The organism is Streptomyces sp. NPDC060366 (assembly GCF_042725135.1).
Classification (GTDB): Bacteria; Actinomycetota; Actinomycetes; order Streptomycetales; family Streptomycetaceae; genus Streptomyces.
The window spans coordinates 66,623-87,225 of the sequence record NZ_JBHXDC010000008.1 but is presented as its reverse complement, the minus strand read 5'-3'; the positions used below and the strand labels follow the sequence as shown (position 1 = coordinate 87,225).

The 20,603-nt window shown below is 72.1% G+C and carries 20 protein-coding genes; 10 read left to right on the top strand and 10 right to left on the bottom strand.

The window, feature by feature from the left end; all coding sequences use genetic code 11:
• Window positions 1-14: 14 nt before the first annotated feature.
• Window positions 15-1,220 carry a trans-sulfuration enzyme family protein gene (locus ACFWHU_RS20745; protein WP_385803082.1) on the bottom strand — a complete coding sequence of 402 codons (1,206 nt, stop codon included), beginning with the start codon at window positions 1,218-1,220 and terminating at the stop codon, window positions 15-17.
• A gap of 83 nt (window positions 1,221-1,303) precedes the next feature.
• On the opposite strand from ACFWHU_RS20745, the gene ACFWHU_RS20740 reads away from it, so the two are divergent.
• Window positions 1,304-1,804, top strand: coding sequence for an Lrp/AsnC family transcriptional regulator (locus ACFWHU_RS20740; protein WP_078078511.1), 501 nt, complete (start codon window positions 1,304-1,306; stop codon window positions 1,802-1,804).
• A 41-nt stretch (window positions 1,805-1,845) separates the two neighbouring features.
• Complete coding sequence (locus ACFWHU_RS20735) at window positions 1,846-3,528, top strand: DUF885 domain-containing protein (RefSeq protein WP_387226195.1); 1,683 nt, start codon at window positions 1,846-1,848, stop codon at window positions 3,526-3,528.
• Between the two features lie 140 nt (window positions 3,529-3,668).
• Here ACFWHU_RS20735 and ACFWHU_RS20730 read toward each other — a convergent pair whose 3' ends face one another.
• Window positions 3,669-4,196 carry a rhodanese-like domain-containing protein gene (locus tag ACFWHU_RS20730; protein ID WP_387226193.1) on the bottom strand — a complete coding sequence of 176 codons (528 nt, stop codon included), beginning with the start codon at window positions 4,194-4,196 and terminating at the stop codon, window positions 3,669-3,671.
• Window positions 4,197-4,291: 95 nt separating this feature from the next.
• Here ACFWHU_RS20730 and ACFWHU_RS20725 point away from each other — a divergent pair, with 95 nt between their 5' ends.
• A complete protein-coding gene (locus ACFWHU_RS20725) occupies window positions 4,292-4,738 on the top strand; it encodes an Lrp/AsnC family transcriptional regulator (RefSeq protein WP_387226191.1) in 447 nt (148 codons plus the stop codon).
• Between the two features lie 22 nt (window positions 4,739-4,760).
• Here the strand turns inward: ACFWHU_RS20725 and ACFWHU_RS20720 are convergent, their stop codons facing one another.
• The 4 genes from ACFWHU_RS20720 to ACFWHU_RS20705 all read right to left on the bottom strand — a co-directional run bounded on the left by ACFWHU_RS20720 (window position 4,761) and on the right by ACFWHU_RS20705 (window position 10,681).
• The gene (locus tag ACFWHU_RS20720) at window positions 4,761-5,708 is read right to left on the bottom strand and encodes an SDR family oxidoreductase (RefSeq protein ID WP_387226189.1); all 948 of its coding nucleotides are present in this window, start codon (window positions 5,706-5,708) and stop codon (window positions 4,761-4,763) included.
• Between the two features lie 66 nt (window positions 5,709-5,774).
• Window positions 5,775-8,798, bottom strand: a complete 3,024-nt coding sequence (locus tag ACFWHU_RS20715; protein ID WP_387226187.1) for an AAA family ATPase — start codon at window positions 8,796-8,798, stop codon at window positions 5,775-5,777.
• Window positions 8,795-9,961 carry an exonuclease SbcCD subunit D gene (locus tag ACFWHU_RS20710; protein ID WP_387226185.1) on the bottom strand — a complete coding sequence of 389 codons (1,167 nt, stop codon included), beginning with the start codon at window positions 9,959-9,961 and terminating at the stop codon, window positions 8,795-8,797. Before ACFWHU_RS20710 ends, ACFWHU_RS20715 begins: the two co-directional genes overlap by 4 nt.
• Before the next feature lie 93 nt (window positions 9,962-10,054).
• On the bottom strand, window positions 10,055-10,681 hold the full coding sequence (locus ACFWHU_RS20705) for a YigZ family protein (protein ID WP_385803005.1): 627 nt from the start codon (window positions 10,679-10,681) through the stop codon (window positions 10,055-10,057).
• 100 nt (window positions 10,682-10,781) lie between these two features.
• On the opposite strand from ACFWHU_RS20705, the gene ACFWHU_RS20700 reads away from it, so the two are divergent.
• A complete protein-coding gene (locus tag ACFWHU_RS20700) occupies window positions 10,782-11,189 on the top strand; it encodes a CoA-binding protein (RefSeq protein ID WP_147875912.1) in 408 nt (135 codons plus the stop codon).
• A gap of 33 nt (window positions 11,190-11,222) precedes the next feature.
• Here the strand turns inward: ACFWHU_RS20700 and ACFWHU_RS20695 are convergent, their stop codons facing one another.
• Together ACFWHU_RS20695 and ACFWHU_RS20690 are read right to left on the bottom strand one after the other, a co-directional pair.
• Window positions 11,223-11,786: a YbaK/EbsC family protein gene (locus tag ACFWHU_RS20695; protein WP_387226181.1), complete on the bottom strand. Its 564-nt coding sequence runs from the start codon at window positions 11,784-11,786 to the stop codon at window positions 11,223-11,225.
• A gap of 132 nt (window positions 11,787-11,918) precedes the next feature.
• Window positions 11,919-12,491: a helix-turn-helix domain-containing protein gene (locus ACFWHU_RS20690; RefSeq protein ID WP_385803002.1), complete on the bottom strand. Its 573-nt coding sequence runs from the start codon at window positions 12,489-12,491 to the stop codon at window positions 11,919-11,921.
• Window positions 12,492-12,586: 95 nt separating this feature from the next.
• Between ACFWHU_RS20690 and ACFWHU_RS20685 the strand changes: the two genes are divergently transcribed.
• Window positions 12,587-13,453 carry an EamA family transporter gene (locus ACFWHU_RS20685; protein WP_385803000.1) on the top strand — a complete coding sequence of 289 codons (867 nt, stop codon included), beginning with the start codon at window positions 12,587-12,589 and terminating at the stop codon, window positions 13,451-13,453.
• A 59-nt stretch (window positions 13,454-13,512) separates the two neighbouring features.
• On the opposite strand, the gene ACFWHU_RS20680 is transcribed toward ACFWHU_RS20685, so the two are convergent.
• Window positions 13,513-14,256, bottom strand: a complete 744-nt coding sequence (locus ACFWHU_RS20680) for an acyltransferase (protein WP_385802998.1) — start codon at window positions 14,254-14,256, stop codon at window positions 13,513-13,515.
• Window positions 14,257-14,648: 392 nt separating this feature from the next.
• On the opposite strand from ACFWHU_RS20680, the gene ACFWHU_RS20675 reads away from it, so the two are divergent.
• The 5 genes from ACFWHU_RS20675 to ACFWHU_RS20655 all read left to right on the top strand — a co-directional run bounded on the left by ACFWHU_RS20675 (window position 14,649) and on the right by ACFWHU_RS20655 (window position 19,197).
• On the top strand, window positions 14,649-16,373 hold the full coding sequence (locus ACFWHU_RS20675; protein WP_387226178.1) for an ATP-binding protein: 1,725 nt from the start codon (window positions 14,649-14,651) through the stop codon (window positions 16,371-16,373).
• 155 nt (window positions 16,374-16,528) lie between these two features.
• Window positions 16,529-16,951 (top strand): roadblock/LC7 domain-containing protein, encoded by a 423-nt coding sequence (locus ACFWHU_RS20670; protein ID WP_385802994.1) that lies wholly within the window; start codon window positions 16,529-16,531, stop codon window positions 16,949-16,951.
• Complete coding sequence (locus ACFWHU_RS20665; protein WP_385802992.1) at window positions 16,948-17,307, top strand: DUF742 domain-containing protein; 360 nt, start codon at window positions 16,948-16,950, stop codon at window positions 17,305-17,307. The genes ACFWHU_RS20670 and ACFWHU_RS20665 overlap by 4 nt, the downstream gene beginning before the upstream one ends.
• Complete coding sequence (locus tag ACFWHU_RS20660; RefSeq protein ID WP_385802990.1) at window positions 17,288-17,902, top strand: ATP/GTP-binding protein; 615 nt, start codon at window positions 17,288-17,290, stop codon at window positions 17,900-17,902. The genes ACFWHU_RS20665 and ACFWHU_RS20660 overlap by 20 nt, the downstream gene beginning before the upstream one ends.
• Window positions 17,899-19,197, top strand: coding sequence for a cytochrome P450 (locus ACFWHU_RS20655; RefSeq protein ID WP_387226176.1), 1,299 nt, complete (start codon window positions 17,899-17,901; stop codon window positions 19,195-19,197). Before ACFWHU_RS20660 ends, ACFWHU_RS20655 begins: the two co-directional genes overlap by 4 nt.
• Window positions 19,198-19,262: 65 nt before the next feature.
• Here ACFWHU_RS20655 and ACFWHU_RS20650 read toward each other — a convergent pair whose 3' ends face one another.
• Window positions 19,263-20,489, bottom strand: a complete 1,227-nt coding sequence (locus ACFWHU_RS20650; RefSeq protein ID WP_385802986.1) for a cytochrome P450 — start codon at window positions 20,487-20,489, stop codon at window positions 19,263-19,265.
• Window positions 20,490-20,603: the final 114 nt, after the last annotated feature.

Here is a 20,603-nt window from a genome sequence, read left to right as displayed (position 1 = left end):
GGCGCCGTACGAGGTCACGTACGAGCCCCGCTCCGGGACTCCGGGGATCGCGACACGCGACCGGACCGGGCGCTGAGCGCCTCGGTCAGATCCCGCCAGAGGTCCTCGACATCCTCCAGGCCGACCGACATCCGCAGCAGCCGGTCGCTGACCCCGGCCGAACGCCGGTCTCCCTCCGCCACGATCCGGTGGCTGATGGAGGCCGGATGCTGGATGAGCGAGTCCACGCTGCCGAGGCTGACCGCCGGGGTGATCAGCCGGACGCCGGCGATCACCTCGTGCGGGTCCCCGTACACCTCGAAGGAGACCATCGCCCCGCCGATGCTCGGGTAGTGGACGCGGGCGATGCGCGGGTCGGTGGCCAACCTGCGGGCCAGGTCGGCCGCGGTGGCCGAGGCCGCCCGTACCCGCACGGGCAGCGTGGACAGACCGCGCAGGAGCAGGTAGCCGGCCATCGGGTGCAGGACACCGCCGGTCGCGAACCGCACCTGGCGCAGCTTGCGCGCGAACTCCTCGTCACACGCGACGACTCCGCCGAGGACGTCGCCGTGCCCGCCGAGATACTTCGTCGCGCTGTGCAGGACGAGCCGCGCGCCGTGCTCGACGGGCCGTTGCAGCACGGGCGTGGCGAAGGTGCTGTCGACCAGCAGCGGTATCGAGCCGCAGGCATGGGCGACGGCGGCGATGTCGACCTCCGCGAGGGTCGGGTTCGCGGGGGTCTCGACCATCACCAGGCCGGTGTCGGGGCGGATCGCGTCGGCGATGCCCGCCGGATCGGTCCACGTGACCTCCGTACCGAGGAGGCCGGCGGTCAGCAGGTGGTCGCTGCATCCGTAGAGAGGCCGTACGGCGACGACATGGCGCAGGCCCAGTCCGGACCGTACGAGCAGGACGGCGGTGAGCGCCGCCATGCCGCTCGCGAAGGCGACCGCGCTCTCGGTGCCCTCCAGCCGGGCGAGCGCCGTCTCGAAGCGGGCCGTCGTCGGGTTGTCCAGGCGCGCGTACACGGGCGGGCCCTCGGGGCGGGCGCCGGTGGCGGCGAACTCGTCGATCCGCGCCGCCTCGTCACGGGTGTCGTAGGAGGGGTAGGTCGTCGACAGATCGATCGGCGCCGCGTGCACACCGAGCCGTGCGAGGTCCTCGCGACCCGCGTGCACGGCCTCGGTCGCCAGCGCCCGGGGGAAGGTCGCGGACAGGGGTACGGCTACGGGTTCGGTCATGCCGTCGGCATCCAGGGAGTCCATGGGAGCACTCTGAACATCCGGCGGGAACCCCGGGGAATCCTCCGTGTTACGTTCGCCGGATGAGTGAGTCAGTCGTACTGGACACGGTCGATCTGCACATACTGCGCCTGTTGCAGAACGACGCACGGACCACCTACCGGGAGATCGCCGCCGAGGTCGGCGTCGCCGCGTCCACCTGTCTGGACCGGGTGGCCAGACTTCGCCGCTCCGGTGTGATTCTGGGACACCAGCTGCGCCTCGATCCGGCCAAACTCGGCCGTGGGCTCCAGGCATTGCTGTCCGTGCAGGTCCGGCCGCACCGCCGCGAGCTGATCAAGCCGTTCGTGGAGCGTATCCGGGGCCTGCCGGAGTCCCGCTCGCTGTTCCATCTGACCGGGCCCGACGACTATCTGGTCCTTGTCGCGGTGGCCGACACGGCGGATCTTCAGCGGCTCGTGGTGGACGAGTTCACCTCACGGCCGGAAGTGGCCCGTGTCGAGACGCGGTTGGTCTTCCAGCAGTGGGACTGCGGTCCCCTCATGCCGCCTTCATCAGCCATTCCACCGGCAACGCGGTCCTGAAGTAGGGTGACGCGCGGTCCTCGCTCGGAGAGGATGTCGCCATGCCAGACACCTCCAGCAGCGCGCTGCCCCGCCAGGTCGCCGACGCCTATGTCGACGCACTCATCGAACTCGATCCGATCACCGGTACCTTCCTGGGCGTCGCGGCAAGCTCCGGCCGCCTGCCCGATTTCTCACCGGCCGGAGCGCGGGAGGTCGCCGACCTCGCCCGCGCGACCCTCGCCAAGCTCGACATCGCGACGAAGCTGCCGGGAGCCGACAACGACCAGGAGCGGCGCTGCGCCAGGCTGCTCCGTGAACGGCTCACCGCCGAACTCGCCGTCCACGACGCCGAGGAGAACCTGCGCGCCGTCAGCAACATCCACTCCCCCGCCCACCACGTCCGCGAGATCTTCACCGTGACGCCGACCGAGACGGACGAGGACTGGGCGGCTGTGGCCCAGCGCCTGCGCGCCGTACCGGCCGCGCTGGACGGGTTCCGCGAGTCGCTGGCCCTCGGCCTGGAGCGGAATCTGCCGGCCGGGCCCCGTCCCACCGCGACGTTCGTCGGCCAGCTCACGGAGTGGGCGGGCGACGGCAGGGGCTGGTTCGACGAGTTCGCGTCCGCCGGGCCCGACTCGCTCCGTACGGAGCTGGACGCGGCGGCGGCCGGCGCCACCGGCGCGGTCGCCGCACTGCGCGACTGGATGCGCGACGTGTACGCGCCGGCCGTCCGGGGCGCGAGCGACACGGTGGGCCGTGAGCGCTACGCCCGTTGGTCGCGCTACTTCAACGGCACGGACCTCGATCTCGACGAGGCCTACGCCTACGGCTGGTCCGAGTACCACCGGCTGCACGCCGAGATGACCACCGAAGCCGCGAAGATCCTCCCCGGCGCGACTCCTTGGGAGGCGCTGGCCCACCTCGACGAGCACGGCGAGCACATCGAGGGCGTGGAGGAGGTACGCAAGTGGCTCCAGGCCCTGATGGACGAGGCCATCGAGGCGCTGGACGGCACCCACTTCGAACTCGCCGACCGGGTACGGAAGGTGGAGTCCCGTATCGCTCCGGCGGGCGGTGCGGCGGCGCCGTACTACACCGGCCCCTCGGAGGACTTCTCGCGTCCGGGCAGCACCTGGCTGCCGACGATGGGCGAGACGCGTTTCCCGGTGTACGACCTGGTGTCGACCTGGTACCACGAGGGCGTTCCCGGCCACCACCTCCAGATCGCGCAGTGGACCCATGTCGCCGACCAGCTCTCGCGCTACCAGGCGTCCGTGGGCGGTGTCAGCGCGAACGCCGAGGGCTGGGCGCTGTACGCGGAGCGGCTGATGGACGAGCTGGGCTTCCTGCCGGACGCCGAGCGCAGGCTCGGCTATCTGGACGCGCAGATGATGCGTGCGTGCCGGGTGATCGTGGACATCGGGATGCATCTGGAGCTGGAGATCCCGGCGGACTCGCCGTTCCACCCGGGTGAGCGCTGGACGCCCGGTCTGGCGCAGGAGTTCTTCGGGAACCACAGCGGCAGGCCCGCGGACTTCGTGGAGAGCGAGCTGACCCGCTATCTGTCGATGCCGGCCCAGGCCATCGGCTACAAGCTGGGCGAGCGGGCGTGGCTGCTGGGCCGGGCGAACGCGCGCGAGCGGCACGGCGACGCGTTCGACGCGAAGGCGTGGCACATGGCCGCGCTGTCGCAGGGCTCGCTGGGGCTGGACGATCTGGTGGACGAGCTGTCCAAGCTCTGAACGGTGGCGCCCGGCGTGATGACGCCGGGCGCCTTCTCCGTACGGCGTGTGGCCGCTCCGTACGGCGGGTGGACGCGACGCGGCTGTCCGGCGCGCTCGGCCGCGCTCAGCCGCGCGCCGGGCGGGCTGATCGGGTCCGGTCAGCAGCCGCAGGACGCCGCGGCGCGGGGTGTCGTCAGGGGGTCGGGCTCGCGCCGTTCCCTTCGGCCGGCGTCCCGCGGCCCCGCACCCGCACCCGGGCCCGTGCCCGTCTCGATCTCGAAGCCCTCCCTGATCCAGTACTCGATGCCGCCGAGCATCTCCTTCACCGGGTAGCCGAGCAGTGCGAGTGCGAGGGCCGCGCGGGCGGCGCCGTCGCAGCCGGGGCCCCAGCAGTACGTGACGACGGGCACGGACCTGTCGAGCAACTCCTGCGCCCGCCCGGGGATCAGCGCGGTCGGCAGATGGACGGCGCCCGGGACATGGCCCTGCTCCCAGGACTCCGTCGAGCGTGAGTCCAGCAGGACGAAGCCCGGGTCCGCGCCGGTGGACAGCGCGGCGGCGACGTCGGAGACATCGGTGTACGAGGCGAGGCGCGCCGCGAAGTGGGCGGCGGCTTCGGCGGGGGCGGCGGGGGCCACCGCGAGGACGGCGTTGGCACCTGAACCGGCGCGGGTGGAAGTGGTCATGCCCAGAACGGTATGGCGGCGGGGACGCTCTTATGAAGGCAGATTCCCCGGCACTTGACTTGTTCGGCCGGGGATCTCTCTGCTAATTGTGGCTCATGACCGAGTTTTCCCCGGATGCCACGGACTGGCTCATTCTGGACGTCCTGCAACGCGACGGACGGACCGGCTTCGCCGAACTGGCGCGTGCCGTCTCGATGTCGGCGAGCGCCGTTACGGAGCGGGTGCGGCGTATGGAGGAGGCCGGGGTGATCTCCGGGTACACGGCCGTGGTCGACCAGGAGCGGCTCGGGCGGCCGATCCTCGCTTTCGTACGGCTCCGCTATCCGCACGGCAACTACAAGCCGTTCCACGATCTGCTGGCGGGCATGACGGAGATTCTGGAGGCGCACCATGTGACGGGCGACGACTGCTTCGTACTGAAGGTCGCCGCCCGGTCGATGAGCGATCTGGAGGCGGTCACGGGCCGGATCGCGACGCTGGGTTCGGTCACGACGAGCGTGGTCTACTCGTCCCCGCTGCGGCGCCGGTCGGTGGCTCCGTAGGAGGAGAGCCCTGACGGCCCGGCTACTCGACCGGGCGCGGGCGAGAGCCCGGGCGCGGGTCCGCCGGGCGTTCGCGGGGCCAGGGGCCGCCCGGGACGGGACTGAAGTGTTCCCCGCTCAGCAGGAAACCGCCCTCCGAGTTGATGACCTGGCCGGTGATCCACTCGGCCTCGTCCGTGGCGAGCCACGCGATCAGCCTCGCCGGGTCGTCCGGCATCCCCCACCGTCCGGCCGGGAACATCCCGGCGATCCTGTCGTACGCCTCGCCGGTGAGGTAATCCGTGTCCACGGGGCCGGGGTTGACGCTGTTGACCGTGATCCCCATGCCGCCGAGTGAGGCGGCCAGAGTGTGGGTGGCCGAGGCGAGGGCGCCCTTGGAGAGGCTGTAGGCGATCTCCTCGGGCATACCGGCCCGCAGATCCTGGCCGGAGGTCATCATCACGACACGGCTGCCGCGCCGGATACGGACCGGATGGGCGGCCCGCAGCTTGGCGTACGCCTGGATCAGCAGGATCACGGAGCGCGTGTTGGTCGCCCAGTGCGCGTCGAGCAGCTGCGCGTCGATGTCCTTGAGGCTGCCGTCCGAGCCGTTGAGGGCGTGATTGGCCACCAGGATGTCGACCACGCCGCCGAGCGCCTCACTCGCCGCCGCGAAGACCTTGGCCGGGCCTTCGGGATCGGAGAGGTCGCCGGGCCCGTGCGCCACTTGGGCGCCCGGATACCCGAGGGCTTCGCGCACGCCCGCCGCGACGCCCTCGGGGCCGTCGGGATCCGCTCCCCAGGGCTGGGCCCGGTCGTGCGGCACATGGTGATGGAGGTAGATGCTCGCGCCGTACGCGGCGAGCCTGCGGGCGACCGCGTACCCGATGCCGCCGCGCCGGCTGGCACCGGTGACGAGGGCCGTACGACCCCGCAGCGGCATGTACTCACGGCGGAGGGATTCGGCGCTGGGCTCGGGAAGTTGAGGCATGGGCACCCATCATGGTCGGCCGTCCGGCGCGTGTCATACGGATTCCCCGGGGCGGGCGAGCCGCGCTCAGCCGTCGGCGCCGCCCGTCCGGAGACTGACCGTCGAGCCCCGGCGGGTCTTCGTCACCTCCAGCTGGGTCGGGATCCGGCGGCGGAGGTCCGCGACATGGCTGACTATGCCGACGCTGCGGTCGCGTTCGCGCAGCGAGTCCAGCACGTCCAGGACCTCGTCCAGCGTCTGGTCGTCCAGACTGCCGAACCCCTCGTCGATGAAGAGGGTGTCCAGACGCGCGCCGCCCGCCTCGTCGGTGACGACGTCGGCGAGACCCAGCGCGAGGGCGAGGGAGACGAAGAACGTCTCCCCGCCGGACAGGGTCGCCGTGTCCCGCGCGCTGCCCGTCCAGGAGTCGACCACGTGGAGTCCGAGCCCTGACCGCTTGCCGCCGCCGCTCCTCGCGTCCGAGTGGACCAGGGTGTAGCGGCCCGAGGACATGCGCAGCAGCCGCGCGGTCGCCGCGTCCGCGACCTGTTCGAGCCGGGCGGCCAGGACGTACGACTCCAGGCGCATCTTGCGGTCGTTCTCGGTGGAGGTGCCCGCGGTGAGCGCGGCGAGGCGGGCCACCCGCTCGTACTCCGTACGGAGCGGGCCGAGGCGTCGCACCTCCTCCTCGGCCTGCCGCGAGAGCCTGACCAGTTCGCCGCTCCGCTCGCGGGCACCCGTGAGCGCGGAGGAGGCGGCGCGGTGCGCGGTCTCGGCCGCCTCGTAGGACATCAGCGCCGTGTCCAGCCGGGCGGGCGGTGCCTCTGCGGCGTCGCGTGCGTCCGACTCGGCGAGCCGGTCGGCGACGGTGGCGGCCTCGGCCTGCCAGTCGTCCATCCGGTGGGTCAGTTCGCGTTGTTCGGGGCCGGACAACAAGGCCGCCGCGGCCTCGCGCGGTGTTTCGAATCCCGCACGGAACGCGGCATCGGCGAGCCGGCCGTCGCCGTCCTTCAGGCGCTGGGCCGTGGTGTCGAAGTCCCTTACCGCGTCGGCCGCTTCGGCGAGCAGCCGGGCCCTTTTCGTCAGCCGATCGGCGTGCTCGGCGACGCTGTCGGCGTCACCGCGGGCGCGGACCAGCTCCGATTCGAGGCCGGTCTGTTCCTGGTCGAGCGCTTCGCGCCGTGAGGTACGGGCCGCGACGCGGTTCTCGGCGGACCGCTGTGCGGTGAGCCGGTCCTCACGCTCCCGTTCGGCGCGGGCCAGCGCCTCACGGGCGGCGTGTGTGTCGGCGGCGAGGCGGTGCGCCGCCGTGTGCTCGCGGCCCAGGCGCTCGGTGAGCGCGACCAGTTCGGCGACGGTCGATCCGCCGGCCGCGGACCGGGCCGCCGCGTACTCCTCTCTTACGGAGGCGTGGTCGCGCTCGGCCTCCGTGACGGCCGCCTCGGCTCTGCGGGAGGCGGCGAGCGCGGCGTCCTCCGACGCCTGGTCGACCTGGCCCGCCGAGGCCCGCGCGGGCGCCGGGTGGTCGGCGGAGCCGCAGACCGCGCAGGGCTCCCCCGCCACGAGCCGGGCGGCGAGTTCGGCGGCGATGCCACGCAGCCGTCGCTCGCGCAGGTCGAGCCAGGTCTCCTTGGCGTCGTTGGCGTGCTCACGGGCGGTGTTCAGGAGGCGTTCCGAAGCGGCGGCCCGTGCGTCGAGCGCGTCGCGCGCGCGGGCCGCGTCGAGCTGTGCGCGCGCCGGTTCGAGCGCTCCCGCGAGCTGTTCGGCGCGGGTCGCCGCCTCCTGGGACGTCTCGACGCGTTCCTGGTGTCCCCGGCGGGCGGCCTCCCAGCCGGTGAGCCATCCCGCCGCGTCGGCCAGCAGTTCTTCGTCCGCGCGCGCCTGACGGTCCAGTTCGGCCCGTTCGCGGCTGATCTCCGCGCTGCGCCGCTCGGCGCCCCGGGCCGCGTCGACCCGGCCCAGCTCCTCCAGCATCTTCCGCTCCAGCGCGGAGAGATGGTCGGCGCCGGTGTCGGTCAGTTCGGCGGGGAGCAGGGCGCGTGCCCGGTCGAGGTCGGCGGCGGCCGTGCGGTGCGCGCGCTCGGCGTCGGTGCGCAGGGCGAGTGCGGGGGCGACCTGGTCCGCCTTGCGGGCGCGGTCGAGCCTGGCTCGCGCAGCCTCGTACTCGGGGCGGCGGGCTTCGAGGGCGTCGGCGCGCCGCCGTCCGTCGGCGAACCGCTGTTGCAGCCGCGCCAGTTCGCGTTCGTCGTCGAGCAGTCGGCGTGCGGCGGCCTGCCCGCTCTCGGCGCCCGCGAGGGCGGACTCGGCGATGTCCCGGCGTTCGTGGGCCGTGGAGCGGGCGACGGCGGCCCATTCCAGGACGGCGGGCGCGAGGCCCGGATCGCCGGGCTGCCGTGCGGGCAGCGGGTGTTCGATGCCTCCACGCGCCGCCCCGGCGATCCGCTGCCCGATGTCGAGCAGCCGCTGATCGCCTTCCCTTACCTGTTGTTCGGCGCCCCGGCGCAGTTCGGCGAGCCGCTCCTCCACGGCGGCGAACCGGCGGGTGTCGAAGAGGCGGCCGAGGAGTCTGCCGCGCGCCTCGGCGTCGGCACGCAGGAAGCGCGCGAAGTCGCCCTGCGGCAGGAGGACCACCTGGCAGAACTGCTCCCGGCTCATTCCGAGGAGCTGGCCGATCTCCTCGCCGATCTCCTGGTGGGAGCGGCTCAGCGCGCGCCAGTCGCCGCTCGCGGGGGCCTGCTCCCGCAGCCCGCTCCGGGCCTTCTCGATGGTGACGCCGGTGCCGCGCTTCTTGGGGCGTGTCTGTGCGGGGCTGCGGGTGATCTCCAACCGCCGTCCGCCGACGGTCAGTTCGAGGCAGACCTCCGTGTACGTGCCCGCGGGGGCGTGGTCGCTGCGCAGGGAGGCGTCCTTGGCGGCGCCGCCCTTGATCTGGCGAACGCCGGGCACCGCGTCGTACAGGGCGTAGCAGACGGCGTCGAGGACCGAGGTCTTCCCGGCGCCGGTCGCGCCGTGGAGCAGGAAGATCCCGCCGGCGCACAGTGCGTCGAAGTCGACCTCCTGGGTGTCGGCGAAGGGGCCGAAGGCGGTGATGGTCAGCCGGTGCAGTCTCATCCGGTCACCTCGCGTACGGCGGCGTCGACGCGTACATGGTCGAAGGCGCCGCGCAGCACGGTCCGTTCCCGGTCGTCGGGGCCGGCGCCGTTTCTGACGTGTGCCACGAAGTCCTCGGCGATCTCCTGGTCGCTGCGGCCTTCGAGGCGCCGTGCGTAGGAGGCGACGACGTCCTCGTCGGCCCGGTCGGGGTCGAAGACGAGGCTGAGGGTGTGCGGGAAGCGTTCGGCGAGGCGCGCCATGGGCTCGGCGGGACGTACGGGGTCGGTGAGCGTCGCCTCGATCCAGGACTCTTCGTGGCGGGTGAGCGCCGGGTCGTCGAGGAGATGGGCGAGGGTGCCGCGGACGCGGGCGAGCGGGCGCGGTACCGGGCAGTCGATCCGCTCGGCGTCGATCTCGCCGCGGGCTCCGAGGTCCACGAGCCACATCGTCTTGCGGTGGTCGGTCTCGGAGAAGGAGTACGCGAGGGGTGAACCGGAGTAGCGGACGCGCTCGGTGAGGGCCTGTGAGCCGTGCAGATGCCCGAGGGCCACGTAGTCCACGCCGTCGAACGTCGCGGTGGGCACGGCGGACACACCGCCGACGGTGATGTCGCGTTCACTGTCGCTGGCGGCGCCGCCGGCCACGAAGGCGTGCGCGAGGACGACGGACCGGGTGCCTTCCGGCCGTGCGGCGAGGTCGGCCCGTACGCGGTCGAGGGCGGCGGACAGCACGGCCTCGTGGCCCGTCCTGGCGGCCTTGAACTCGTCGCGGACCAGGGCCGGTTCGAGGTAGGGCAGGCCGTAGAAAGCCACGTCGCCGTGGGTGTCGGAGAGCACGACGGGGGTGGCGCAGCGGGCCGGGTCGGTGCGCAGGTGGATGCCCGCGTGGTCGATGAGTCCGGCGCCGACGCCCAGTCGGCGGGCCGAGTCGTGGTTCCCGGAGATCATCACGGTCGGTACGCGCGCCTCGGCGAGCCGGTGCAGCGCCCGGTCGAAGAGTTCGACGGCGGAGAGCGGCGGCACCGCCCTGTCGTACACGTCGCCCGCCACGAGGACCGCGTCGACCTCGTGCGCCAGCGCTGTCGCGACGAGATGGTCGAGAAAGGCGGCCTGTGCGTCGAGAAGGCCGACCCGGTGGAACGACCGTCCCAGGTGCCAGTCCGACGTGTGCAGGAATCTCATGATCCTTGAGAGTAACGGTGGGGTCGGACATCACGTGTGGGTACCGGCATTTCGCCCGTGGGGCGACTGACGGCCCGTCGGTCCCGGTGGGTGTCAGATGTCGCCGTACGCCTCACCGCCCAACTCCAGCAGGGCTGTTCCGGCGGTGGTGTCGGCGAGCCAGTCGCGGAAGGCGCCGACGTCGGAGGCGGGCAGTCCGATCCGCATGGTCACTATCTCCGCGTACCGCACGTCGCGCACGGTGCGGCCGGTGGCCCGGAGTTCGTTCTCCAGCTTTCCGGCGCGCTGGTGGTCGACGATGATCGTGGCGAGCCGGTAGCGGCGGCGGGTGACGGTGCCGACCCGGTCGAGCGCTTCGCCCACCGCGCCTCCGTAGGCGCGGATCAGCCCGCCCGCGCCGAGCTTGACGCCTCCGTAGTAGCGCGTGACGACTGCGACGACGTACCGCACGTCCCGGCGCATGAGCATCTGGAGCATGGGCGCACCTGCCGTGCCGCCCGGCTCGCCGTCGTCGCCGGCCTTCTGTACGGAGGCGTCGGCGCCGATGACATAGGCGAAGCAGTTGTGCGTGGCGGTGGGATGTTCCCTGCGGACGCCCGCGACGAAGTCCCGTGCCTCCTCCTCGGTGGCGGCGGGCGCGAGCGCGCAGAGGAAACGCGACCGGTTGACCTCGGTCTCGTGGACACCCTGTCGGGCGACGGTGCGGTACTGCTCATGCATCGCGCCACCCTAGGCTCTGCCACCACCGGGCGCGCATGGCGGGCCCTCGCCAATGGGTGGGGCGGGGGAATTGCCGGGCCGCGCCGTCCGTTGTCCGGGCATGTACGCAGACGATGAGACGATCCGCAGGATTCTGACCTCCACGGGCGACACCTGGGCGGTCGTGGGCCTGTCCGGCAACCGTTCGCGGGCGGCCTACGGCGTGGCGGCCGTGCTCCAGCGCTTCGGCAAGCGCGTGGTGCCGGTGCATCCCAAGGCGGAGACGGTCCACGGCGAGCGGGGGTACGCGTCGCTGGCGGAGATCCCGTTCCCCGTCGACGTGGTGGATGTGTTCGTCAACAGCGAGCTGGCGGGGCCGGTCGCCGACGAGGCCGCCGCGATCGGTGCGAAGGCGGTCTGGTTCCAGCTCGGGGTGATCGACGAGAAGGCGTACGAGCGCACGCGGGCCGCCGGTCTCGACATGGTGATGGACCGCTGCCCCGCCATCGAGATACCGCGCCTCGGCTGAGGAGACCGCCGGCCGTAGGAGCGCTGAGCGTCTTCAGTCGGTGGCGACGCCGAGCCCGTCGATGACCACGGCGCCCGGCAGGGTGGTGAACGCCTTGCCGGGCACGATCAGCTTCCCCCGGCGGCGTCCGCTGCCGATCAGTACCCACTCGGTGTCCACGACGGCCGCGTCCACGAGCAGTGTCCAGCCGGCGGGCAGGCCGATCGGTGTGATGCCGCCGTACTCCATGCCGGTCTCACCGGTCGCGGAGTCCATCGGGGCGAACGAGGCTTTGCGGGCGCCGAGTTGCTTGCGTACGACTCCGTTGACGTCGACGCGCGTCCGGGACAGCACGAGACAGGCGGCGAGCGTGGCCTCGCCGCCGCGCTTGCCCGCCACGACGACGCAGTTGGCGGACCGGTCGAGCAGATCGGCCCCGTGGTGCTCGACGAAGGCGGCGGTGTCCGCGATCTCCGGGTCGGTGTCCACGTAGAGCAGTTGCTCGGCGGGCACATCGCCCTGCCAGGCCCGTACGGCGGCGGCGACGGGCTCCGTGAGCAGGTCGAGGCAGTCGGGGGCGGGTCGGGCGTCGGTGAAGTCTCCGATGGGGGCGCGCATGGGCGTCAAGTTAACAGGCGGGCCGACGGCCGGGAGCGGGCGTCTCGACGGATGAACGTGAGTGGCGTGAGCACGGGGCGCGTGAGCACGGTGCAGGTGAGCTCGGTGCGGGTGAGCACGGTGTGCGGTCGTTCAGCGCGCGGGCGGGATGGAGACGGCCATCGTCATCTCGACGGTCGTGTCGCCCTCGTTGCGGTAGGCGTGCGGCACGTTCCCCTCGAAGACCGCCGACGAGCCCTCGGCCACGGCGTGCGTCGCACCGTCCACGACGAGGGTCAGCTCGCCCGCGGAGACGTGCAGCAGCTCGGTCGTGCCGTCCGGGTGCGCGTCGGACTCGCTGTGCTCGCCGGGCATCAGCTTCCACGACCACAGTTCGAGCGGGCCGCGTGACTCGGTCCCGACCAGCAGGGAGGTGGAGCTGCCCGCGTCGGTGGACCACATGCGGACGGCCTGCTCGGCCGGTACGACCCTGACCTGCGGGCCCTGTTCGTAGTCGAGGAGCGTGGTGATGCTGATGCCGAGCGCGTCGGCGAGTTTCACCGTCGTGCCGACGCTGGGGTTGGTGCGCGCCTGCTCGATCTGGATGATCATGCCCCGGCTCACCCCCGACCGGGCCGCGAGGGCGTCGAGAGTGAAGGCTCTCTCGCCGCGCCACCGTTTGAGGTTACGGGCGAGCGACTGGGTCAGCTGATCGAGCTCCGACACATTCCGTCCAATATATTCAATGGAACAGTTCAATAGAGTGCACTACGGTGTGGTGCACCAACCGTCCATCACACTGTACTGGCGAGGTTCGCTCCATGACCGCACTGTTCGCGCTGGCCACCGCCCTGCTCTGGGGTCTGGCCGACTTCGGCGGCGGGCTGCTCACCCGGCGCACGCCGGCCCTGACGGTGGTCGTGGTGTCGCAGTCGATCGCCGTCGCCGTCCTCGGCGTGGTCGTCGTCGCGACCGGCGCGTGGAGCGAGACCGGACCTCAGCTCTGGTACGCGGTCGCGGCCGGCGTCGTCGGCCCCGTCGCCATGCTCGCCTTCTACAAAGCACTCGCGCTCGGCCCGATGGGCGTCGTGTCCCCGCTCGGCTCGATCGGCGTGGCCGTACCGGTCGGTGTGGGCATCGTCGTGGGCGAGCGCCCCGGACTGCTCCAGCTCGCCGGGATCGCCGTGGCCGTCGCGGGCATCGTGCTGGCCGGCGGGCCCGAGCTGCGCGGAGCGGCGGTCCAGCGTCAGGCGATCGCGCTGACGCTGGTCGCCGCGATCGGATTCGGCGCGGTCATGGCACTGATCGCCGAGGCGTCGACGTCGATCACCGGCCTGTTCCTGGCACTGTTCGTGCAGCGCGTCACCAACGTCGCTGTGGGCGGTACCGCGCTGTTCGTGTCGGTGAGGCGGGGCGCACGCGCACTGCCGGAGGAGGGCGGGTTCCAGGTGATCCGGGCGGCCCTGCCCGCGCTGGCGTTCGTCGGCCTCGCGGACGTCGCGGCCAACGGCACCTACTCGATCGCGGCGCAGAACGGTCCTGTCACGGTCGCCGCCGTCCTGGCCTCGCTGTATCCCGTGATCACCGCGATCGCCGCTCGTGGCGTGCTGAAGGAGAAGCTGCGCGCCGTCCAGGCGGCGGGCGCCGGGCTCGCGCTGATCGGCACGGTCCTGCTGGCCGCGGGCTGACCACCCGCTCGTACGACGCCCCCACCGTCACGACCCGGCGGACCCCGCCGCCGGGCGCGCTACGACAGGTCCGGATCCAGCTCGGCCAGCGCGAGCAGCTCCTGCGGGGTGACGCCCTCGGGGATCGGTACGGGAGCGGGCGTACGCAACGGCGGCTGCCAGCCCCGCTCCGGATCCCAGCTCCGTACGACGCGCGCGGGCGCCCCGGCGACCACCGCGTGGTCGGGCACCTCGCCCCGTACGACAGCGCCCGCCGCGACCACCACGTTGCGGCCGAGCCGCGCACCCGGAAGGATCACCGCGCCGGTGCCGAGCCAGCACCCGGGCCCCACCGAGACCCGCTCGGTACGCGGCCACTGCTTGCCGACGGGCACCTCCGGATCGTCGTAACTGTGGTTCGTGGACGTGATGTAGACGTACGGGCCGCAGTACGTGTTCGAGCCGATGGTCACCGCCGAGTCGGCGATGACATGACTGCCACGGCCGAGGACGACGCCGTCGCCGAGCCGCAGGATCGGCTCCGCGCCCAGGTCCAGGCCGGGCATCATCCCGACGGTGAGCGTGACGTGTTCGCCGATGACACAGTGGTCGCCGAGCTCGATCCACGGCTCGCCGAATACCGTGCCCTGCGGGAAGGCGAGCCGGGTCCCGGTGCCGATCCCGCCGAAGCGCAGTTTCCCCGGATGCTCGGCGCTCACGGCGCCCGCCTCCTGGATCCACCGCCAGCCGCCCTGGACGGCGCGCGAGACGAGCCGACGGCGCCAGGCGGTCAGTGGGGCGAACGTGTCTCTGCTCTTCGGCACCCGTCCACGGTATCGGCGGCGCCGGGGCGAGCCGGGGCCCCGTGCTGTGACGTTCGCCCCACGCCTCCGCTCCCCTCCTGCTCTCCTCCTGTCCCTCTGCCCCGGCTTCCCCTCCGGTCCCTCTGGCCCCGCCCTCCCCTCCCGCGCGGGTACCACGACTTCGGCCCCCGGCGGGGTGAGTTCAGGGCCAACTCCCTCATTGGTGGGCACCGCCCCGCGACGGCCCTGTCTTCCCGCCGCGCGTGAGTAGCGTGAGCGCCACGCATGGCCCGGGAGATTCCCGGGAGATCACCGTCCAGTCGGTGACCGGCGCCCCCACCCCCCACCACGGCCGACGCGCGCCGCCCGGCCTGTCTGTTTCCCCCCGCACTCGAATACCGAGGGACCGCGGAATGTCTGTGCCAGTCGCACCGAGCCCCCACCGCATACTCACAACGCGCCCCCTGTCACTCGTCGGCCCGCCCGCCCTGTTGCTGGTGGCGGGGGCGGCGGCCGGCGCCGCGATCGTGACCGCCCCCGCCGCCGCACGCGCCTGGACGCTGACGACACTCGCCGTCGCCTGGGCGGTCCTCGCCGCCGTCGTCGTCGGAGCCGGACTGCTGCTGCGGCGTCACCGCCGTGGATCGGTGACGGCCGGCGGCGAGCTCCAGGCCCTGCACGCGCGACTGGCCAGGAACAACGCGGAGTCGGCCCATCTGGTGAACGTCACGCTGCCCACCGTCGTGAAGCGGCTCCGCGAGGGGGCGGGCACCGAGGAGACGCTCGCCGCCGTCCCTACGCCGTCCGACCCCCAACTCCAGCGGGTCCTGCGGGCGTTCGCGGACGAGGTGGCGCTCGGCGAGCACCGCGCCACCGCCGCGACCGGCGACCACGAGTCAGTCGTGGCCAGGCTCGGCCGAATCGCCGACGATCTGGACCTCCTGTCGACGGTGACGCTGCCCACCGCGCTCGGCTCCCTCCGCGAGGGCCGGGGCGCCGACACCGTACTGGCCGATCTGAAGCGACCGTCCGATCCCCGGCTCCGCGTCCTGACCGAGGCGGTCGTGCGGGACTTCGCCATCAGCGAGCGGCGCGGCTCCGCCGCCCAGGCGGCCAGCGCCAAGGCCCTGAGCCGGGTTCAGGCGAAGGCGGTGAGCATGCTCGCCGATCTGCGCGAGATGCAGGAACGTCACGGCGAGGAGGTCTTCGGCGATCTCCTGAAGCTCGATCACAACACCTCGCAGCTCGGGCTGATGACCGACCGGCTGGCGCTGCTGATGGGCGGCCGGGCGAGCCGCGCCTGGAACAAGCCGATCAGGATGGAGAGCATCCTGCGCGGCGCCGTCGGCCGGATCGCGGCCTATCGGCGGGTACGGCTGCACTGCTCCAGCACCGCGGCCGTCGCGGGATTCGCCGCCGAGGGCGTGATGCATCTGCTGGCCGAACTCATGGACAACGCCGCGAACTTCTCCCCGCCGATCGACGAGGTGCACGTCTACGTCGAGGAGCGCTCCGCCGGGATCGTGGTGACCATCGAGGACAGCGGCCTGAAGATGGCGGACGCGGCGATGCGACGCGCCGAGGAATCGGTGTCGGGACGCGCCAACGACCTGGCGACCCTCCAGGGCACCCGCCTCGGCCTGGCCGTCGTGGGACGGCTCGCGGCCAAGTACCACCTGAGCGTCAACTTCCGCCCCTCCTCACGCGGCGGCACCGGCGTCGTCGTGCTCTTCCCGCCGCAACTCCTCGCCCAGCAGCGGAGCGCCGCGTCCGACCCGAGGGGCCGGCACGCCGCGCCCGTCCCGGCGGTCACGGTCACCGAGCCGGCCGTCACGCCCCCGTCGGTGCCGCTGCCCGCGGCGCTGCCGTCGCCCGGCGCGCCTAAGGACGGTCCCAGGGTGGCGACGCCGGGCGGGCTGCCCGTACGGCCACCGGGACGCACGATGGCGGCGGCGGACCGCGACAGGCCGCCCGCGGACGGCACAGGCGACGCCGGTCGCCCGCGCAACGGCGCGGCGCCCGGGGCCCTGCCGCCCGGCCGCGACGCCGGATCACAGTTCGGCGCCTTCCACCGCGCCCGGCTTCCCATCGACGGTGCCTTCGAGGAGCCGGAGCCGAAGCCCGGCGACATGTCCTGAGGCTCTCGTTCCCCGTACGGCGCCGGAAGTACGGGCACACCAGGCGCCCACCCCCGTCAGCGAACGTGAGCAACGTACGCAACCTCAGATTGGAGGCACGGGCCGGTGATCCGCTTCCCCCCGGCGGATCCCGCCCCACGCAACCCATGCACCCCATGCCGACGACCGACAACAGCCTGACCTGGCTCCTGGAGAGCCTGCTGGAGCGCACCCCCGGCACCCGGCACGCCCTGGTGCTCTCCCGCGACGGGCTCAAACTCTGCTGGAGCCGCCATCTCACACTCGACCAGGCCGACCAGCTCTCGGCGATCTGCTCCGGCATCCAGGCCCTCGCGCAGGGCGCCTCCGTCGAGTTCGGCAACGGCGCCGGCGGTGTACGCCACTCGATGACGGAGTTCCACGGCGGTCTGCTGTTCATCGTGGAGGCGGGCGACGGCGCGCATCTCGCGGTGGTGGCCGAGGACGGCGCGGACCCGGGCGTGGTGGGCCATCAGATGACCGAACTGGTCGATCAGATCGGCGAGCATCTGCGGGCCGAGCCCCGGACCCCGGTGTCTCCCGAGGCCGCCCCGTCATGACCCGCCGGCCTGTCGACACCGGTGACCCCGACCGGCTGTACACCGTCACCGGTGGCCGCAGCCGCGCCGACCACGACTCGTTCGACCTGGTCACCCTGATCGTCAGCGAGTGCGCGCCGGTTCCGGGCACGCAGTCGGAACACCGGGCGATCCTCGATCTGTGCCGGCACCCCACGGCGGTCGTGGAGATCTCGGCGGAGCTGGGACTGCCCGTGACGGTCGTACGGATCCTGCTCGGCGACCTCCGGGCGACGGGCCGGATCACGGCCCGCCATCCGCCCGTGACGCGCTCCGCCTCCGCACTTCCCGACCCGGCCCTCTTGAAGGAGGTGCTCCATGGACTCCGCAACCTCTGAGCTGCCCGCCCGTACCCCACTGACCGACACCGCCGAGACCGGACTGAAGATCGTGATCGTGGGCGGTTTCGGAGTCGGCAAGACGACCCTCGTCCGTTCGGTGAGCGAGATCCGTCCGCTCAACACCGAGGAGGTCATGACACAGGCCGGCGTCGGTGTCGACGAGACCGCCGGACTCACCACGAAGACCACGACGACGGTCGCCTTCGACTTCGGCCGGATCAGCCTCAGCGACCGGGTGGTGCTGTATCTGTTCGGGGCGCCGGGCCAGGAGCGGTTCTGGTTCCTGTGGGACCGCCTCTTCTCGGGCACTCTGGGCGCGGTCGTCCTGGTCGACACCCGGCGGATGAGCGAGTCCTGGTACGCCATCGACCGGCTGGAACACCACAGGACGCCGTTCGTGGTCGCGGTCAACCGGTTCGACGCCGACATCTCCGCGTTCTCGCTCGACGAGATCCGGCAGGCGCTGTCGCTGCCGGAGCACGTCCCGCTGATCGACTGCGACGCGCGGGTCCGCTCGTCCGGCAAGAACGTCCTGATCGCCCTCGTGGACCACCTGTACGAACTGGCGATGGCACGGGAGTTGACGCCATGACCGATCCACACACCCACTGGCCCGAGGCACTTGACGCACCGGGCGCGCCCCCGCAGACGCAGCCGCAGCCCGGCTGCCCCGCCGCGCACCCCGACTCGGTGCCGCTGAGCGGTCTCGAATTCCAGCAGACCCCGTCGCAGCTCTACCGCGGCCTGCGCCGTGAACACGGCCCGATCGCCCCCGTCCTGCTGGACGGCGGCATCCCGGCGTGGCTGGTCCTCGGGTACTCGGAGGTCAGCTATGTCACCAGCCATGACGAGCTGTTCGCCAGGGACTCGCGCCGCTGGAACCAGTGGGCGGCGATCCCAGCCGACTGGCCGCTGCTGCCGTACGTGGGCCATCAGCCGTCCGTGCTGTTCGCCGAGGGCGCCGAGCACCAGCGGCGGGCCGGCGTGATCACCCAGGCCCTCGAAGCGGTGGACCAGTTCGAACTCGCCCACGACTGCCGGCAGATCGCCGAACAGCTCATCGACGCGTTCGCGGGCTCCGGGGGCGCCGAGCTGATGGCCGCCTACGCGCACGCGCTGCCGATGCGGGCGGCCGTCCAGATGTGCGGCATGCCGGCGGGCGGCGCCGACACCGAGGAGCTCGTACGTGATCTACGGGTGTCGCTGGACGCGGCGGAGGGCGACGACCCGGTCTCGGCGTACGTACGGGTGCAGGAGCGCATCCAGCGGCTGGTTAAGGACAAGCGCGCCCGGCCCGGCTCGGACGTCACCTCGCGGATGCTGGGCCATCCGGCGGGTCTGGCGGACGACGAGATCGTCCAGGACCTGATCTCCGTGATCGCGGCGGCGCAGCAGCCGACGGCCAACTGGATCTGCAACACGCTGCGTCTGCTGCTGACCGACGACCGGTTCGCGCTCAATGTGTCGGGCGGGCGGCTCAGTGTCGGACAGGCGCTCAACGAGGTGCTGTGGCTGGACACTCCGACACAGAATTTCATCGGCCGGTGGGCGGTGCGCGACACACAGTTGGGCGGTCGGCACATCAGGGCGGGCGACTGTCTGGTCCTGGGGCTCGCGGCGGCCAACACGGATCCGCAGATCTGGCCCGACGGGCACATCGGCGCGGAGAACTCGGCGCATCTGTCCTTCAGCAACGGCGAGCACCGGTGTCCGTATCCGGCGCCGCTGCTGGCCGATGTGATCGCCCGTACGGCGGTCGAGACGCTGCTGGAGCGGCTGCCGGATGTCGTACTGGCCGTGCGGCCCGGCGAGTTGAGGTGGCGCCCGTCGATCTGGATGCGTGGTCTGACGGCGCTGCCGGTGGAGTTCACGCCGGTGGTGCGGTGAGCGGCGCCGTCGCCGTCCACCGCCGGACGGGCCGGGCCGGGCCCGTCCGGCGAACGCGTGGTGGGTCAGCTCGCGACGGGGGTGAACTCCACCGGCAGTGACCGTGGGCCTCGGGTGAACACCCCCTGCTCGACCGGGTCGAACCCGTCCGCCAGCCGCAACCCGGGCATGGCGTCGAGGAGTTGCCCCACTCCGACCCGCACCTCGGCCCTGGCCAGCAACGCGCCGACGCAGAAGTGCCGCCCGAGCGCGAAGGCCAGGTGGTCGGCGGCGGCGGAGAACGCGGTCGTCGTGGTCAGGTCCTCGCGGAAGATGTTGAAGGTGTCCGGCTCGGCGAAGCGGTCACCGTCCCTGTTGGCGGCGCCTATGAGGCAGGTGACGGTGGCGCCGGCGGGTACGGTGCCACCGCTGAGGGTGACCTCCTCGGCGGTCTGCCGCATGATCATGTGCACCGGCGGTGTGTACCGCAGGGTCTCCGCGAAAGCCCGGTCGATCAGGCTCCGGTCCTCGCGTACGGCGGCGAGCTGGTCCGGGTGGAGCAGCAGATTCGCGAAGATCGAGGCGATGGCCTTGTCGGTGGTCTCGCCGCCGGCCGCGAGCAGCAGGCTGCAGAACGCCTTGATGTCCTCGTCGCTCATCCGCACCCCGTCGACCTCGGCGGCGCAGAGCGTGGACAGCAGGTCGTCGCCGAGACTGTCCCGGCGCGCCCGGATGATCGGGATCATGTACTCGGCGAACTCGATCCGGGTCCGTTCACCCGCGGCTGTCACCTCGGGATCGCCGGACAGATTGCCGAGGAAGGCGATGACGGTCGTGTACCAGCCGTGGAAGCGGGCGTGGTCGGCCCGGTCGAGCCCCAGCATCTCGGCGATGACGTCGACCGGGAAGCGGGTGGCGAAGCCGTCCACCAGGTCGACGCTGCCGGTGTGCCGGAAGGCGTCGATGAGCCGGCGGGAGTTGCGTTCGATGACCGGCAGGAACTTCTCCTCCAGGTCGCTGCCCCGGAACGCGGGAGCGACGAGCGCGCGGCGTACGGCGTGCTCCCGGCCGCTCAGTTGGAGGATCGTCTTCCCGTGCACGGGCTCGATCTGCCAGTGGTAGTTCTCGGTGGTGAACGCCGACGCCTTGTCCTTGAAGGCCCGTTCCACGTCCTCGTACCGCGATATGAGGTAGCTGTTGGTCGCCTCGTGCCAGATCAGCGGCGCGCTCTCACGCATCATGCGGTAGGCGGGGTACGGATTCTCGGCGAACTCGGCAGACAGGATGTCGGGGACCTGCTGTGCGGTGGCCATGGGGCTCCCTAGGTCGAAGCGACGGCAACATTCGCCTTCGGCCAGGCTATTGATCGGCCGTCAGTTCAGACAGGGGGTGTCGTCGCCCACCTGGTGCCGGAGCGGGGGCGCCCG

Excerpts from the sequence above, each read along its gene's own strand:
- ACFWHU_RS20660 (WP_385802990.1), top strand. The coding sequence starts at position 17,288 with ATGGACTCCGCAACCTCTGAGCTGCCCGCCCGTACCCCACTGACCGAC.
- ACFWHU_RS20655 (WP_387226176.1), top strand. The coding sequence starts at position 17,899 with ATGACCGATCCACACACCCACTGGCCCGAGGCACTTGACGCACCGGGC.
- ACFWHU_RS20710 (WP_387226185.1), bottom strand. The coding sequence starts at position 9,961 with ATGAGATTCCTGCACACGTCGGACTGGCACCTGGGACGGTCGTTCCAC.
- ACFWHU_RS20670 (WP_385802994.1), top strand. The coding sequence starts at position 16,529 with ATGCCGACGACCGACAACAGCCTGACCTGGCTCCTGGAGAGCCTGCTG.
- ACFWHU_RS20745 (WP_385803082.1), bottom strand. The coding sequence starts at position 1,220 with ATGACCGAACCCGTAGCCGTACCCCTGTCCGCGACCTTCCCCCGGGCG.
- ACFWHU_RS20735 (WP_387226195.1), top strand. The coding sequence starts at position 1,846 with ATGCCAGACACCTCCAGCAGCGCGCTGCCCCGCCAGGTCGCCGACGCC.
- ACFWHU_RS20700 (WP_147875912.1), top strand. The coding sequence starts at position 10,782 with ATGTACGCAGACGATGAGACGATCCGCAGGATTCTGACCTCCACGGGC.
- ACFWHU_RS20685 (WP_385803000.1), top strand. The coding sequence starts at position 12,587 with ATGACCGCACTGTTCGCGCTGGCCACCGCCCTGCTCTGGGGTCTGGCC.
- ACFWHU_RS20650 (WP_385802986.1), bottom strand. The coding sequence starts at position 20,489 with ATGGCCACCGCACAGCAGGTCCCCGACATCCTGTCTGCCGAGTTCGCC.
- ACFWHU_RS20695 (WP_387226181.1), bottom strand. The coding sequence starts at position 11,786 with ATGCGCGCCCCCATCGGAGACTTCACCGACGCCCGACCCGCCCCCGAC.
- ACFWHU_RS20730 (WP_387226193.1), bottom strand. The coding sequence starts at position 4,196 with ATGACCACTTCCACCCGCGCCGGTTCAGGTGCCAACGCCGTCCTCGCG.
- ACFWHU_RS20740 (WP_078078511.1), top strand. The coding sequence starts at position 1,304 with ATGAGTGAGTCAGTCGTACTGGACACGGTCGATCTGCACATACTGCGC.
- ACFWHU_RS20720 (WP_387226189.1), bottom strand. The coding sequence starts at position 5,708 with ATGCCTCAACTTCCCGAGCCCAGCGCCGAATCCCTCCGCCGTGAGTAC.
- ACFWHU_RS20665 (WP_385802992.1), top strand. The coding sequence starts at position 16,948 with ATGACCCGCCGGCCTGTCGACACCGGTGACCCCGACCGGCTGTACACC.
- ACFWHU_RS20675 (WP_387226178.1), top strand. The coding sequence starts at position 14,649 with ATGTCTGTGCCAGTCGCACCGAGCCCCCACCGCATACTCACAACGCGC.
- ACFWHU_RS20715 (WP_387226187.1), bottom strand. The coding sequence starts at position 8,798 with ATGAGACTGCACCGGCTGACCATCACCGCCTTCGGCCCCTTCGCCGAC.
- ACFWHU_RS20705 (WP_385803005.1), bottom strand. The coding sequence starts at position 10,681 with ATGCATGAGCAGTACCGCACCGTCGCCCGACAGGGTGTCCACGAGACC.
- ACFWHU_RS20725 (WP_387226191.1), top strand. The coding sequence starts at position 4,292 with ATGACCGAGTTTTCCCCGGATGCCACGGACTGGCTCATTCTGGACGTC.